Here is a 15,192-nt window from a genome sequence, read left to right as displayed (position 1 = left end):
CCTCCTTTCATCGTGATGGTTTTTTAACACCCCTTCCCATAAAGAAAGATGAGATATCACCAATATCCTCTTCGCGCAACGTTTTATTACGTTGTTCTTCGAGGTAGACCCAAAATAACCCATATTCTAACGCAGAGAATCGGTCTTTCTGGATAGATTTCGATACTTGCTTTACTTCCGTTCTGTGACCAGATTGTCTATACTCCAAATTCATGATTTCTTCTTGGAGGAAGTCTGTCATCACATGTGGGCGCAACAGTTCAGCAAGTTTTTCGATATCTTTGTTCTTCATCTTCGCTTTGGCTTGGGATTCCGATTCGAGGAACTTAACTTGATTGTTAGCCATCCATTGTATAAACAAGTTATGGATATCACTCGCGTTAGTGTCCTTCATTTGCGACTTAATCGCGAAAATCATCGGTACACTATTAGAAGTCTTAAACTTGGCGTATCTTTCGTCATTCACGACTTCGTATGGAGGATTGGAGTCAATTTCAAGGATTAATTGGTCAATCAAGCCTTGACCCAAACCATTGGCATCGACAACAAGGATTCTTGCGCGGAAATCATTAACCTTCTGCTTCAAGAACAACGCTTGCTCCCTAAAATGAGTGCCTTCAAACGTATAGATGTTTACTACGTGTTTGGAGTATGTGCCATCGCCCTTTGGACTCAATTTAATGACAACCAATGCCGATTGAGCATTCGCATTTCCTTCGCTACGAGCAACGTCATACGCAAGGACATATTCGATATTTTTGTCATTGACAGCCTTTTCTTCTGCATGATTCAGAACCCTTGCTTTACGGAATGTTTCAAGGTCAACCAAAGAGTTTTCGCTTGAACCAGACCAGATAGAACCATACTCTCGCAAGAATGAGATTGGGTTGAAGTTTGGAGATTCCTTCAAATCATTGATGTAATCCAGAGACAGCAATCCGAATCCTGTCGCCAACTCATATCCTGCCCCAAGAATATAAGCAGATTTCCCATGTGCCATATCGTATAGATATTCTTTCAAGACACTGAATGCAAAGCTTTGTTTCGTCCCTGCTGTTGTAACAACAGTAATAGGCTTATGCAATTCATATGGGTCTTCTCCACCGCAAGCCGCTACACGATTGTTTGCCATGATTGGAAGGAGTACAGAGTTGTAGCTTTCTTCGTCAAATCGTTCATGGATAATTTCCTCTACGCTAAGTCCATTTGCACGAAGACCACGCGAAGACTCACTATTGGCAACTACGTGAAGAACAGAGCCATTGTGAAAAATCAATTTTGTGTAATCTTTCTCGAACCTTATACTTCTACACTCATTTTTCAGCAATGGTAGGAACGACCAAATTGACTCTATATTCTGTTGAGCAATTTGAGCCGCCATCTGCTTTTGTGGTGCGGTAATCGCCAATTTGATTTCGGGATACATGATACAACGAAGCATCAAAGCGAGTATTTGTAGGAAAGACTTTGAACTACCGCGAGTAAGCGTGAAATACGTTTTGCGGTAGCGAAAGATAATCCTCAGAATCAATCTTTGATAAAAGAATAATTTGAATCGCTTTGAATCAGGGTTAATCATGTCGATAAACAAATCAGGATAGCTTCTGAAAAGAGCAAGATACTTCTTCCATTCGGGTTGCATCTGCTCAAAGGACTTCGCTCTACTATCCCTCATCGCTCTCAACTCCTAACAAAACACCATTTGCACTATTTACCTCTTCCGACACATCAGCAGGAAGGTTTGCCAATCTCTCATGACCAATAAGCTGGCGTACATAATTGAGATGCGCCAATATTGCCATGTCAACCAAGTCCATGCGTTCTTCAATAGGTTTAGGCTCAACATAACCACTCCTTTCAACTTGCTCAAATAGTTGTGAAAAACTCAAAAGTCCTGATGTTTCACTTGCACTCTTCCTGTCAATAGGTCGGAAACCAGATGATTGAAGAATCTTCTCATAGCGGTCGTTGTAGTTCTTGAATGCGCTATCGTTCCCTGACTCTAGCGACCTGTCCATCCAAATTTGAAGCTTGCAGAGATACACCAACTGCTTCTTCAACTGTGGAGTATTGATGTCATGGCTATAAGACATATCCTTATAGAATTTCTCCATTGTCAAATACTCGCGGTTTGTGTAGCCAGAACCGAACTTCATTGCGATATCTTTCGACAGCTTAATTACGCCATCATCCGTAGTGATTTCGTCCATATTGTCGATATCATCAAATTTATGTTTGTAGATATCTGTCTGATTTTCGCCTTCAAAATCACTGTCAGCCCAACTCGAATTTTTGTATTGCTGTAAAGAATTAATCATTCGGAAGTATGTGCCTACTGTATCGCTCTCATTTTCCTCTGCCGATTTCCACACCTTTGCAATAAATGGCTTGTCGATACGTTGCAATGTAGTCTTCACTGACTCGATATTGTTTTCGTCAATCATATCTTTTAAACACTTTTTACAAACTGGAACATGACCATCGAACATTATGCTCAAAGATGTATAGAAGTCATTTAACAATTTGTTTTTTCCACACTCACCTTTACACACTTTTCTGTTTGCCATTAAATCACCTCTTTCAAATAAAAAAAATGACTGCCAACATAATTGTTGACAGCCCTTTTGTTGGCATCCATTAAACATTCTGTAAATCAATACGCTTAATATCGATTTCGCCTATTTCATTGACGATAATAATGCCCTGTGAAGCGTTAGAAAGGAATTTACCTTTCATTGCGTAGTTATTTGCACCTTGGAGAGAGCCAACGTAAACTTCATATTTGTTCTGTCCAACCTCTTTTACAGAGTGATGATGCAAATGACCCATAGCCAATACATTGTAGTTAGTGTTATCAATGTCGGCATGGCTTGCAAGCTTCTTATTACCCTTCTCGTTATCTCCATGGACAAACTTCATTTGATATCCATTCACGATGAACGATGTGCTGTAATTGATGTGGTCAACCTCTACATAAGAAAGTCGTTCAGCTTTCGACTTCTCGACAAATTCTTTAACCATAAAGTTGATGACGAAGATTGTGGAATCTCCGTCAATATTGTCACCTTTATCTCCGTTCATGCGGTCATGATTGCCACCTATTCCGCGATATGTGACGTTAAATTCGTCCGACAAATTGACAATAAAATCACGAATTAATTCGTATGCTTTGACAATTTGAACAGCAAGAGGAAATTCAGCTTCGTGTGCTTGATTCACCTTACGCATCGCTATGTGTTCTGTCATATCACCCATGCAAACAACGTCAATCTCAGTTATGCCTTCGTAGTTAGCAATCTTCTTAATACGAGTAAGATATTTGCTTACACGCGCTTGGGCAATCTTAAAATTAAAACTGTTTCCTTTGACGTTATCGACAGTTGCGCCAATATGCCAGTCAGAAAGAAGGACAACCATGCGACCAGCACTCGTTGGAAGTCTGTCTTTGTAAGTATAATTCGGGATTATCTCATTTAACTCTGTGAGCAAAGCTTCCCGAACCTGTTCTGCGATTACACCAAATAAAGTCATTTCGCGCTTCAATCTTCCAAGTTTTAAGCTCTCCATCTGTACTTCCCTCTTAGTGAAGTACATCTCGCCAACAGCTTCTTTGATTGAATTTAGCTTGGAATCAGCAACCAAATCAGCTTGCTTCTCGCGGCTCTCAATTGTGCCTGTGGAAACTTGATATGACTTAATCATCTGGCGATAGTTCTCGCTGAATTCACTGTCATAAAACCCTTCTGCTTGCATTAGACGCTGATGAGTGACCCAATTGGTTCGATGGCTTGGAGAAGCCATTTGAAGTTCGCGTTTCAACTGGACTGCTATGTCCAAATGCTCTTGCGATACCTCAACAACTTCCCCTTCCTTATTAGTATAGGAGCGCATTTTTATTCACCTTCCAGCTTGTCTTTCATGCTGATAGAAAGCGCAACTTCCTTGTCATCATATTCCGAAAGAATATCTTTTAAGTCGTGAGAAACCTCTTCACCTTCGTCGAGAATTTCAACAACCTTCATTTCTTCCAAATTCAAAAAACCCTTTACTGCATGACTCAGTGTGCGTGTGGATTTCGGTTCTTTTGCCATTAAAATCGCCCCTTTTACTCATGTATTATATAAAATAATTTAAAAGTCTTTTAAATTAGTTTTTAACTACATTAAACTATTTAAAGTATTTACCCTTTTCTAATCCCATTCGATATCCATGTTTGAAACCTTCATTGTAGATACTAGCATCATGTGCCTTCTCTGCGTTCCGAATATATTTCGGCTTTTTCCGTTTCATCTTAGATTGACTTTCTTTCATAAAAGCCACCTCCATGAATTTTTAAAGTTCATACAACAAAAAGGGCAAGCCACTCAAAAGTGACTTGCCCTTTTTGTTAAATTATGCTTTCACAGCGTTTTTGAGAGTCGCTTTTACGCTTGCATTTACCTTGCGAGTTGCACCCTTTTCAACTTCTTCACCAGTCTTCGGATTACGAACTGTGCGAGCCGCAACATCCTTAACCTTGAAAGATACAATGCCTGTGATATCAAGTTTCTCACCATCTTGAAGAGTAGGAACTACTGCTAGAATATGGTCAAAAACACCATTTACTTGCTCACGAGCTTCCTTGATAGATACACCTTTAGCTTCTGCATACGAACGAACGAATTGGTCTTTTGTCATTTTAAAACATCTCCTTTTATCTCATAGATATAATTTTGTGAGTTTTAGTAAAAACCAGTACTTTCTTTGGCTTTCTAACACTCCTACATTACTAATAGAGATTTGATGCGAACTTTTTATTCACTTTTGGCAACACTATCATTTTGGTACTTATCTTTCCTACAGTTTTTGCAGATTGGTCGCAATCCTGACTTCGACCTTTTGTTAGGGCTGAAATACTTTTTGGTAGCAAGATAGTTGTTTTTACAGCAACTGCAAGTCTTGTATTCTCCGCGAAGAACATATGTATAAATCCAATCTTCGCGCTTCTGTCTGTACGTATCCGCAATCATAGTTGGAATCGTTTCTCTCGTAATCTTGCTGAGCCGAGGTTTAGTCATCTTGATATTGTACTTCTCTTTAAGAGAGACAATCATATCATCGTAGGACTGACCTTCTACCTTCCATACCAAGATATCTTTCATGTAGTCATTGATTTCGGTCATCTCAATCAATTCCTCGAAAACGAACATGATAATCTTCAAATATCCGAATGTATCATCGCAGGAATACTCTTTTAGTTCAGCGTAATCTTCCAGAAGTACTCGCATCGTTTCCACATCATCAAAGCGGATAAACTCCATTTGGTGGAAATCAGGGTCAGACTTCGTGATATTCTGGAATCGAATGTAACCCTTCAATTCGTTCTTGACAGCAATCTCATCTTTCTGGATATCTGTTCGAATCCATTTCAGCTTCTTGATTTCCGATACAGTTAACTTTCTGCCTGTCGAATCTATGCCACTATTAATGAGATGAGTGATTCGTTTGATGACTTTACCTGTCTCCGCAAGTTCTGGATAACGCGCTCTATCTCTGTCGTTGATTTTGATTTTTGGAGTCTTAATGATAGAGCGATTCGTCTCCTTGCGAACCTCTCTTACTTTCATAAGCTTTTCAATGGAAGCTTCTCTATTGTTGTTGCGCTTCTGGCGGTAATCTGTAATTGTATCATCAGAAGCATCACTGTCTTTTGCATATAATAGGTAGCTTGCTAATGATTCAAGGTCTTTAGCTACTCTTGTATTCTCGCTCAATAATCCAGTTTGATTGATATGAGGATTGTAGTGATTGTCGTAGTAATCAACCAATTGCTTGTCGTTCTCTACTACGATTTTCATCACAAGCTCCATTCTTTCTTCGATGTTAACGAGTGTGTAATTTAATTGGTCAGATAGTTTATTCATATATTCAAGCACCCCTTGGTGTATTATTGTTGTTTGTAGTTCTATTATAGTACTTTCTTTAGTACCCGCAAACTACCTATTTAAACTTTTTTACGATAAATAGCCGCACAAATTTGGCGGCTACTATCTTCGGTATCTTATGCACATTTAAGCATTTTTGGCAGGAATGTTTGTCGCTTTGTAGACTTGTTCGTTTCAATAGAGAATTGTAAAGCTTTCAACTCTACTGGCATAAACAACGCCTTACTAGCCCTTGTCATAGCTGTATAAGTCAACTGGCGGTTTAGCATTCTATAAGATGAGTAATCCATTGCGAATACAACATACTTCCATTGACTACCTTGACTCTTGTGAACTGTTATGGCGTAAGCTAAGTCAACCCTATTCATCTCAGCCTTTGTAAATCTAATATCGCCAATGCCCTCGAAATCAATTACGATTTCCCCTGTGGATTCCCCATCTTTGCTTACATATGTAGAATCGATGTACTTGATGATTCCGATCGTTCCATTGAAGACACCCTTGTCGTAGTTATTACCATTGAGAATTATTTTGTCACCTTCGAGAAACGAAACATTCTTCTTCTCGATTTTGTTTCGTAGGTCTACATTCTCAGGATCTTGGTTGAATAACTTCTGACATGCTTCATTAATATTCTTAGCACAATTCTTTCCTCTGGTCTTCATCGGAACAATGATCTGGAAATCAAGAATATTACCTGTTCCGAATTTCTTGGCAATAGCCATTGTCTGCTTAAATATTTTGTCGCCATCATCATAAGACCAAAGATACAAATCTTGCAACTCGCCAAGTCTCTGAAACCCATAATCCTTATTGCCAATAAACTTCTTGCCTTCCCTTACGAGATTGGCACAAGATAGGATGCCAGATTTTTGGGCTTGTCTGTGTACAATCGTCAGTTCTACTTTCGGAACCTTATTACTTTCCAATAAATCTACGAGTACATTGCCCACTCCAATAGGCTCCAACTGCGCTGTATCACCTGTGATAATAAGTTTGGCTCCATCCTTTATTGCTCTCATCACATAATAGAACAATTCGGAGTTTACCATTGATGCTTCGTCGAGGATGATAATGTCTTTTTGTAAATGATTATACTCATCATACATCCATCCCATTTGAGGGTTATATCCGTATAGTCTGTGGATCGTATAAGCGTCAAGACCAGTTGATTCCTGAATTCTTTGACTTGCCTTTCCTGACAGAGCACATGTAGCGTATTCAAGTCCCTCAATCGTTCTAAGTACTTCAACGATACCTTTTATTACTGACGTTTTACCTGTACCAGCTTTACCATTAACTATAAGAATATTATGCTCAATAGCATAAACAATCGCTTGCTTCTGTTCATCGGTAAACAGGAATCCTTGCCTCTCTTCCACATGAGCGATAATGGCATCCAGATTATGAACCTTATGCTCAAACTTTGCGTTCAGCAATCTAACTACATTCTCCTTAATTTGCAGTTCATACTTGTGGTATTCGTGTAGATAGATAATGTTTTCTTCTTCATCTACAACATACTTCTGAGAATGTGCTTCCGAAATCAATGCATCCTTAATGCTATCAATACTTAACTCCAAAAGTTTAATAGATTCATTAATTAACCTAGTTAACTTCATCCAGCAATGACCATTGCTGGATTCTTCACTTAGTACATATTCAGTACAAGAAACTATTCTATGCTTTGAATCTTTCGCCATACCCATATTTAACGCCATCTCATCGACCTTTTTGAAGCCGAATCCATCCAATTCAGTGAGTATATATGGATTCTCGCTTATCTTGTCGATAAGCATATCTGGTGAGCCATACTTGTCACAAAGCCTTTTGACGGAGCTATACGGTATCCCATATTCCCCTGTTAAAGTGATAATTGCTCTCTGGTATTTCTCATTTGCCAGTATCTTATCCTTTATCTTCGCCAGAGTAGCTTCCCCAACGCCTTTTACGATAGCTAAATCAAGCTTGTCTTCCTTGATTAAGTCAACCAAGTTGCCACTAAGGTAGGCAGATGTGAGGGCTTTGATTTGAAAGTCACTTAATATAGAAGAAAGGAATGTAACCTGTTCTTCGCGAGTGGTGAACATTTTCATGTAGATCTGTCCATTGACCACTTCGTACCCTAAACCGAACTTAGGGTCTTTCTTTCGGCTGACCATAGCCGTATACTGCTTCCCGATTTGTAAATCAGGCATTCCACCTTTAATAGTGATATTTCCATAAGGATTAAGTTCTACTAAATCCCAATTTTGCGATTCTACTACCTCTACTCCAAAGATACCGAAGTCATTGTATTCAGCGAAAGGTTTTGGGAATAACCTTCTTTGCGGAATCAAGACTATCTCAAATTGTTCATCAGACATAGTTTACCTCCAAACATAATTGTTTACTGTATTATAGTACTTTCTTTGGCTTCTATCAAGTATTATTTGCAAAATCCCTTTTATATTATGTGAAAGGTTTGAACGGTTTTAAATACTTTTAAAGTTTTTTGTTGACTCCCACTCTTCTCGATGATATATTGTTCACATAACCGATATGTGAAAACGGAGGGATTAATTATGAGTAACCTTGCATTAGCAACAACAGATAAGGTTTCGTACATTACATATGACAAAAAGTTTGTTTCGTTTTACGAGCAATTTATCAAGAGTCAGCGTTCTAAAAATACATCTGGTGCGTACAGAACTGACTTGAAACAGTTCTTTAAATTTACTTTTAATAAGGAGCCACAATTCGTTCGCATTTCTGATATTGAACAATTGACAAGCGTTGATGCTATGGCTTATCATACTCATCTAAAAGATCTGAAATTATCAGGAAAACTAAAAAATGCAAGTATTAAGAGAAAAATTTCTACTGCGAGAGAATTTGTGAAATCTCTGAAAGTTGATTACCCTGCAATCAACGAATATATCTTCGAAAATATTAAGCTCGATAGCATAGACCTTGATAAAGAGGGTTACGGTAATCTAGATTGGGAAGAAGCATTTCTATTCATTGAATATGCTCACATTGAACAGATGGCAGAAAATCAGATGGCTATGCTATTGAAGCTTGCTTGTATCTCTTCTATTCGTCTGGAAGCTCTGTTAGAGCTAACTTGGGAAGATAGTTTTAGAACAAAGATGGAGAAAGGTGTTTTGGTTAATTACATCGACATCAGTGACAAAGGGACTCGCAACCAGACCCCTATCTCTGACAAGTTGTACAGTGAATTGAGAGAAATGTTAGGTGTGAGCGGCAAGCTGTTCCCTAACCTATACAAACACAAGGTTGGAAGGCTGCTGAAAAAAATTAAGGAGTATTTCGAAATTGACCCGAAACGGAACATCAAGTTTCACAGCTTCAAGAAGTGCGGCGTGAACCGCGTATTGGAGAAAACGGGAGATTTGACGAAGGCACAATTACAAGGAAAACACAAATCAATCATCACAACACAGAGCAGTTATATCGCTCTTAAAGATGATTTAACGTTAAAGCCATCGTATACGCTAGACCAAGAAATAGATGTTGTAGGCGAGATTAAACATCTCTCCAATGATGAATTGTTGAATGCGATAGCGAAGTTGAGCAACAGCGCACAGTTTGAATTATTGAGAATCATTCAGAAAGGGTAGCCCGAAGGGTTGCCCTTTTATTTTTGTTATTTCTAAAAGTAACATATTTTTCTGGTCTTATTTAATTAGTAAAGTATTATATATAGTACTTATTTAAGATATATAATTATATATTATACTTCTATTTATATAAGAGCGGAAAAAAATGATACTTTTAGGAAAATGAACGTTAAAACCAAAGAAAGTTCCGTCTTCGTTATTTTACGCATTTTAAGGCGCTTTAGAGCGACTTTCGTCTCCCGATGAAGAACTACCCTCTTTAAACTGTGCAATGCCGCTATGACCAATTGTAGTTTGTCTGAGAGCCAAAAAGAAGAGTCCATGACCTTCGCCATGAACTCATATCACCGAATACACCTTATACAAAAGCTTGTTGTCAAAGATTCTTCTTGTGCTTTTAAGCAAACCAATCTCTTCTAATCGCAAAATGTAACTCTGAATCGTTCTGTCACTACACCCTACTATCTCACCCAACTCTACATTCGAAATCTGATAAGCATTTGAGAACTTGTCGCACATCATGCTTATATATCCATAAATGAATAGCCCAACATGTCCAAGCTTGTCGTCGGATATTATCTTTATGAATCGTTCAATGCCGATTCTATGTGTGTTTTGTAGAGAATAAAATGTTCCTGTATAGTCCTCCCCATCAAATCTACTCATACATTTAAGTGGTTCCTTGATAGAAAATCTCGGACTGTGATTCAATTCTAATTGCGGCATCTTCTTGCGTAGTTCCTTTATTAGCCCAAATTCCAATATTCCATTATCCATATAACAGGCAACAGGATAATCAGTCGTTGTCTTAGTGTACCCCAACTCGTCAAGCAATCCATCATTCTTCGTTATATATGAAATGACAGTCTTGTTGCTAGTAAACAACTTGATGATATTCTGCTGACTGTACTGTTCAGTATTTCCCCCATACAGTGTATTCCTGTACAGATGGCTTATTAGATAATAGTAAGAATAAGCGAAGCACTTATGATTGAAGCTTTTGAAATCAGCTTTATCGAAGTCTTCGAATATTTCGTTTGGCATTTGGACATTAATACATTCGCTCGCATTGAGCCATACTTCTAATCTTGCTTTGTCCATGCCGATACCTCCGTTCTTCATACGAATTATATAATACTTTCTTTTGTTTCGGTAGTCAAGTTAAAAAGTAACATATTTTTCTGGTCGCAATTATTTTAAAACCTTTGAACGCGTTTATACCTTTGCATCATATTAAACAATTCAAACCTTTAATTTCGTTCAATTTCTTTTATCCGTCTCAAAGCTTTCATACCTTTAATATTATGGCGACTGTTGTCGAACTTTGAATCAATTTAAAATGTTTAAAAGGCATTGCCAAGCTATGGTTATCTATGATAATATACTAGCAGATAGATAATTAATCACACAAAGCTGACTAAAGGAAAGGATGAATCTAAGTGGCACAATCAACAGTTAAAAAACAACAACCCTCCCCTGTCGTCGTAGCAGAGAGTGAACCAACAGTAGGCATCATCGTTATCGACAATGGAGGATTCAACACAAAGATTTTATCGCAAGATATGGAATCTCCTATCGTAATTGATAGCAAAAAGGCGTTTGGTCACAATAACTACAATAACTTCAAAAGCGCAAACGATTATCCAGAAGGTACATACAAGATCAAATGGAAAGGGAAGTATTATTTCCTTGGACTACTTGCTCTTCGTTCGAGAAGGGAATTAACAGGTTTCACTTCGACGAAATCCACTGATTTTTTCATTCTTTCAGTTCTTCAATCTTGTGCCTTGTGGGGGTACGATATAAACTATATCATGACTTCCACTCCGTACTTGAGATACAGCATTGAAGAACAGGAATTAATCAACTCGCGTCTTCGTGGTGATCACGAAATTGAAATAAATAACAAGGTTTATATGTTCTCTATTGCTGAATCTGTCGTTGCACCAGAAGCTCTTATTGCTTCCTATGCTAATAAGAAGCAAGGTATTCATAGATGGCTTGACTTGGGAAGTAGAACAGTAGGTTTTGCTTCTACACAAGGATATGGAGATTTCTTCGATTCTATTGGTGGTGATTCTTGCGGAACCATCGAAAAAGAAGGATTGGAAATTACGAGAGTACTCGAAGACAAAGAAGGCGAAGAACTGAGAGAACACTTGTCTGAGTATGTCGAGAATATTTACAACTACCTCTCTCCTATCTGGGATGACAATGACAATATTACTGCTTTTGGTGGTGGAGCATTGGAGCCAATCTTGATTGAAGAGTTGCAAAAGCGTTATCCAAACCTTGAAGTTGATGAAGATCCTCTTACCCTTCAGGTTCGCGGTATGATGGCATACGCATTGACGCCAGAAGTCTATGGAAGTGAAGAAGAGTATGACGAAGAAAATTAGTAGAAAAGAAAAGTGGAGAAACCACTCTCTTAATCCATCTAATATCGACGAATACCTTACTGACTTGATAGAAGATACGAAAAGCCAGTATATCACACAGGGAGTCTCCTTTAATAAGGATGACTCCTATCAAATGGGTCTTCTTAAACAGGCTTTATTGCAACACAGTTCATTTAGTGGTTTGATGAAACATCTATTGACGCAACACTTTGCAAGCCAACAACAAGTACACGCACATATAGGACAGCAAACGATTGCAACACCTGCGAACTTTGTACCTATGACATTCACGCATACACGAGTAGAAGCTTCTACTCAAACACAGGTACAACCTGATGTAGTAAAGGAAGATAATCCTTTATCGTCGCAAACAACGCCAAGACAACCACAAGCACCAACACAACCGAAGCAAGGTAAAAGTGGTCAAGGCGGTAAGCGAATTGTTCCTAGTCGTCCTGCTGGTGGTGGCTTATTAGCACCGAATCCAAATGCTAAACCACCAACAGCCCCCTCTGCTGATTAGCGGAGGGATTTTTTTAGTCGTTATCTTTTAAAGCTTTCAAATACTTTTATATAATATGAAATACTTTAAAATCATATAAAGAACTTTTATAAAGTTTAATGATATTTTATAATTATATAAAAGAAAAACTATTTTTTCTTAGATATTTACACCAATCTTAACCTATGATACAGTTAAAAGTAGATTTAAGAACATCATTTCCATAGTTTTGGCACTAGATTTGATACCGTCATCTGATGACCTTATCAATGAGAATGTAATGAGAATAATAATGTTGGCATCAATAGAATCTTGCGGCTAACCTTTAAAACTTCTTAAAACCTTTTAAATATATTTCAAAGCTTTTGTAGTGTTTTATAGAGAGGTGATGAAGTGGGTTTTGTGCCACACGAAGTATCAACAGCCTTGTATGGTGGTATAAGTGATATTATTAAAAATTTGCGATCTAAACATAATAGAAAGTCTTGGAACGACTACGACTCACACGATTATTTAAGTCTGTCTGTTGCTATCGAGTGGTACAAGGACAATTGTGTCCTCTCTGCCGCATGTCTCGATGAAGACTATCAGAAGCTAACAGAAGAGATTCGAGGCAAGTACTTTCTCTACGATTGGTATAAGCACTATAGGTTCACTCTAAGATATGAGTCTATTGAAGGTGAGATAAAAGAAGAAAGCAATCACCTGATGGACAGAAAGAACGTTGATAGAGACTCGATTGTCGTCGGACGAATATTCAAGGTGAATGGACTCTACATAAAAATAATAGAGACATTCAAGCCCATCGACGATAAGTATGGCGTGTTCGTAGCAAAAACATTATCGGTTTCAGAGCTTATCAAAATGAAAAAAGGAGGATATTAGGCAAAAAAATACCCATATCGTATTACCAGTACGATAAGGGCGACAAATAAGGTAAAGCCAAAGGGTCTCCAACCCAAAATTGCGATTATCACACAAAGCTACAGGAAAGGCTCGTCAAAGCCACATCTGTAGTCTTGTTAAGCTATTTCTTATTATAGCAGAACGTGATGAAATTGCAACCCTTTTTAAACATTTTAAAGTAATATTTTTCAAGGAATCTCGTTAAAACCTTTTAAACTCCTTGAAATAACTTTAAATTGTTTAAAGCAATGGGTTCAAATCGCTATTAAAATCTTTAAAACCCTTTAAAAGTGATCTGAAATCACTCAAAAATGGCTAAAAATCGCTCGAATTGGGGCAAAAAATCACTAAAACTGCCCAATATGTCCGATTTCCTGTTTGTCGTGAGTATTAATGCGCCTAATTACGACATTATGACCAATACACGCAAGATTTCAAGCCTAGAGGTCAATTATTTGAAGAGTTTGACCCCATATGTAACCAAAAAGGACAAAGATAGCTACAAAACGCTTAAAACCACTCTGCTAGATTCTATGAAAGGTGTATTTGACGATTTGGGCATCAATATCAAGAATAAGACCAGAGATGCGCTGGAACACATGTGTTTCCGCTCTATGGAGCAAGGATTCGTACATACAAGCCCTGCATACCTCGAAAAAGAGTATGGTGTCGGGAAATCTACCATATATGCCAACCTAAAAATACTAATTGATGCAGGAGTTCTGTGTAAAAAGAACTTCTCTTCGAAGAACCATAATGGTCTTGGTGCAGGAATCTACTTCTTTACTGGTCACCCTTATTTCGACCATATCAACGATTACCTTAACCTTAACTGGAAAGCTAACGAGAAAGCTAACGAGAAAGCTGAGAATCCTGAAACCCCTTGTGAGACAAGGCTTCCGAGCGTTTCTGAGACTCCTACCTTTTATTTACCTTCTCTTGACCTAGAAGAAATTAAAGATATAGATTTACATATAAATGTGATTGCTGACGCGAATCGCAACTTATCCACAAAGTCTATTATTAAATATGTTCCAAAAGAGATTAATAAATTATATGCAGGAATCTTCGACTTTAGACTAAGATTTATTTGGGTCAAAATTACGCAAGCGTGGAAGACCATACATAATAACACACTAGACCGAGAATTCCAGCTTGATATTGGTTCCAGAGTCATTAAGCGAATCTATCAACTTTGGAAAGAGAAAACACACAACAATTCTGACATGACTATTGATGAGATGTGTGCGTTCGCATATAAAGCAACGAGAGACATGGTGTTTGGCATTCTAGCAGACGAACACATGGAAGACTACGATTCTGACGAAGTTGCAGTTATGGGCGAAGCTGTAAGCATGATTCCTGCTTATGAAGAGATATGCAAGCGAGTGTATCCTTATTACACTTTTTCAGAAGTTAAGGAGCATGTTGTAGGCTGTATTATGTGGGCATATCCTCAACTATCAACTGACGCATTTGATAGAATAGTAGATAAATACCATTGGTATACGACGATTCTGGAAGAACCTAGATTTTCTATGTGTTCCTAGCGACACCTTCTATTTTATATTTCTAGCATTACCCGATAGAATGACATTTATACAATCCTTAACAACATTTTTTATATGAATTAAATCCAACACGAATAGCCAGAAATCCGTCGATTTCCAGCTACCTATCGGCTCTCCATGGAGTAAAACCAGAGCAAATAGCGAGGTGTTCACCTCTGTTCGTGGCATTGTATATGAGCCTGTCGCGCAACAGCTAATGCTATTATCTAGTAATATCCAAGAAGATTTGTGGCTATACATTCGATAATAGATTGCTAGATAAGATTA

14 protein-coding genes are annotated in these 15,192 nt (G+C 38.0%); 5 read left to right on the top strand and 9 right to left on the bottom strand.

Translation table 11 applies throughout. The features are described 5' to 3' along the window. Positions 1–7 precede the first annotated feature (7 nt). The 8 genes from FPZ44_RS24310 to recD2 form a co-directional block, all read right to left on the bottom strand. Entirely contained in the window at positions 8–1,675 is a 1,668-nt protein-coding gene (locus FPZ44_RS24310; RefSeq protein ID WP_144994868.1) for a DNA-packaging protein, read from the bottom strand. Next, entirely contained in the window at positions 1,665–2,567 is a 903-nt protein-coding gene (locus FPZ44_RS24305; protein ID WP_144994866.1) for a hypothetical protein, read from the bottom strand. Before FPZ44_RS24305 ends, FPZ44_RS24310 begins: the two co-directional genes overlap by 11 nt. 70 nt (positions 2,568–2,637) lie before the next feature. Beyond that, positions 2,638–3,891, bottom strand: a complete 1,254-nt coding sequence (locus FPZ44_RS24300) for a metallophosphoesterase family protein (protein WP_144994864.1) — start codon at positions 3,889–3,891, stop codon at positions 2,638–2,640. A 2-nt stretch (positions 3,892–3,893) separates the two neighbouring features. Continuing rightward, a complete protein-coding gene (locus FPZ44_RS24295; RefSeq protein WP_144994862.1) occupies positions 3,894–4,091 on the bottom strand; it encodes a YonK family protein in 198 nt (65 codons plus the stop codon). Positions 4,092–4,167: 76 nt separating this feature from the next. Further along, positions 4,168–4,311 (bottom strand): hypothetical protein, encoded by a 144-nt coding sequence (locus tag FPZ44_RS26620; protein ID WP_186786228.1) that lies wholly within the window; start codon positions 4,309–4,311, stop codon positions 4,168–4,170. Between the two features lie 81 nt (positions 4,312–4,392). After that, a complete protein-coding gene (locus FPZ44_RS24290) occupies positions 4,393–4,677 on the bottom strand; it encodes an HU family DNA-binding protein (RefSeq protein WP_144994860.1) in 285 nt (94 codons plus the stop codon). A gap of 116 nt (positions 4,678–4,793) precedes the next feature. After that, entirely contained in the window at positions 4,794–5,903 is a 1,110-nt protein-coding gene (locus FPZ44_RS24285; RefSeq protein ID WP_144994858.1) for a hypothetical protein, read from the bottom strand. Positions 5,904–6,040: 137 nt separating this feature from the next. Further along, positions 6,041–8,290: an SF1B family DNA helicase RecD2 gene (recD2, locus tag FPZ44_RS24280; RefSeq protein ID WP_144994856.1), complete on the bottom strand. Its 2,250-nt coding sequence runs from the start codon at positions 8,288–8,290 to the stop codon at positions 6,041–6,043. A 198-nt stretch (positions 8,291–8,488) separates the two neighbouring features. Between recD2 and FPZ44_RS24275 the strand changes: the two genes are divergently transcribed. After that, the gene (locus FPZ44_RS24275; protein WP_144994854.1) at positions 8,489–9,547 is read left to right on the top strand and encodes a tyrosine-type recombinase/integrase; all 1,059 of its coding nucleotides are present in this window, start codon (positions 8,489–8,491) and stop codon (positions 9,545–9,547) included. Positions 9,548–9,886: 339 nt separating this feature from the next. Here FPZ44_RS24275 and FPZ44_RS26995 read toward each other — a convergent pair whose 3' ends face one another. Continuing rightward, positions 9,887–10,648 carry a hypothetical protein gene (locus FPZ44_RS26995; protein WP_261378533.1) on the bottom strand — a complete coding sequence of 254 codons (762 nt, stop codon included), beginning with the start codon at positions 10,646–10,648 and terminating at the stop codon, positions 9,887–9,889. Between the two features lie 338 nt (positions 10,649–10,986). Here FPZ44_RS26995 and FPZ44_RS24260 point away from each other — a divergent pair, with 338 nt between their 5' ends. The 4 genes from FPZ44_RS24260 (at position 10,987) to FPZ44_RS26990 (ending at position 14,904) form a co-directional block, all read left to right on the top strand. After that, positions 10,987–11,946, top strand: coding sequence for a ParM/StbA family protein (locus FPZ44_RS24260; protein ID WP_144994852.1), 960 nt, complete (start codon positions 10,987–10,989; stop codon positions 11,944–11,946). Then, positions 11,930–12,469, top strand: coding sequence for a hypothetical protein (locus FPZ44_RS24255; protein WP_144994850.1), 540 nt, complete (start codon positions 11,930–11,932; stop codon positions 12,467–12,469). The genes FPZ44_RS24260 and FPZ44_RS24255 overlap by 17 nt, the downstream gene beginning before the upstream one ends. Positions 12,470–12,841: 372 nt before the next feature. After that, positions 12,842–13,333 carry a hypothetical protein gene (locus FPZ44_RS24250; protein ID WP_144994848.1) on the top strand — a complete coding sequence of 164 codons (492 nt, stop codon included), beginning with the start codon at positions 12,842–12,844 and terminating at the stop codon, positions 13,331–13,333. Between the two features lie 332 nt (positions 13,334–13,665). Beyond that, entirely contained in the window at positions 13,666–14,904 is a 1,239-nt protein-coding gene (locus FPZ44_RS26990) for a hypothetical protein (RefSeq protein WP_261378532.1), read from the top strand. Positions 14,905–15,192: the final 288 nt, after the last annotated feature.

This window comes from Paenibacillus agilis (genome assembly GCF_007786455.1).
GTDB classification, from domain to species: Bacteria; Bacillota; Bacilli; order Paenibacillales; family Paenibacillaceae; genus Paenibacillus_B; species Paenibacillus_B agilis.
The sequence above is the reverse complement of the archived record's forward strand: the minus strand, read 5'-3'. Positions and strand labels throughout refer to the sequence as shown.

Bases quoted from the DNA above. Each gene is read 5' to 3' on its own strand.
- FPZ44_RS26990 (WP_261378532.1), top strand. From the start codon at position 13,666: ATGGCTAAAAATCGCTCGAATTGGGGCAAAAAATCACTAAAACTGCCC.
- FPZ44_RS26995 (WP_261378533.1), bottom strand. From the start codon at position 10,648: ATGGACAAAGCAAGATTAGAAGTATGGCTCAATGCGAGCGAATGTATT.
- FPZ44_RS24305 (WP_144994866.1), bottom strand. From the start codon at position 2,567: ATGGCAAACAGAAAAGTGTGTAAAGGTGAGTGTGGAAAAAACAAATTG.
- FPZ44_RS24255 (WP_144994850.1), top strand. From the start codon at position 11,930: ATGACGAAGAAAATTAGTAGAAAAGAAAAGTGGAGAAACCACTCTCTT.
- FPZ44_RS24275 (WP_144994854.1), top strand. From the start codon at position 8,489: ATGAGTAACCTTGCATTAGCAACAACAGATAAGGTTTCGTACATTACA.
- FPZ44_RS26620 (WP_186786228.1), bottom strand. From the start codon at position 4,311: ATGAAAGAAAGTCAATCTAAGATGAAACGGAAAAAGCCGAAATATATT.
- FPZ44_RS24290 (WP_144994860.1), bottom strand. From the start codon at position 4,677: ATGACAAAAGACCAATTCGTTCGTTCGTATGCAGAAGCTAAAGGTGTA.
- recD2 (WP_144994856.1), bottom strand. From the start codon at position 8,290: ATGTCTGATGAACAATTTGAGATAGTCTTGATTCCGCAAAGAAGGTTA.
- FPZ44_RS24295 (WP_144994862.1), bottom strand. From the start codon at position 4,091: ATGGCAAAAGAACCGAAATCCACACGCACACTGAGTCATGCAGTAAAG.
- FPZ44_RS24285 (WP_144994858.1), bottom strand. From the start codon at position 5,903: ATGAATAAACTATCTGACCAATTAAATTACACACTCGTTAACATCGAA.
- FPZ44_RS24300 (WP_144994864.1), bottom strand. From the start codon at position 3,891: ATGCGCTCCTATACTAATAAGGAAGGGGAAGTTGTTGAGGTATCGCAA.
- FPZ44_RS24310 (WP_144994868.1), bottom strand. From the start codon at position 1,675: ATGAGGGATAGTAGAGCGAAGTCCTTTGAGCAGATGCAACCCGAATGG.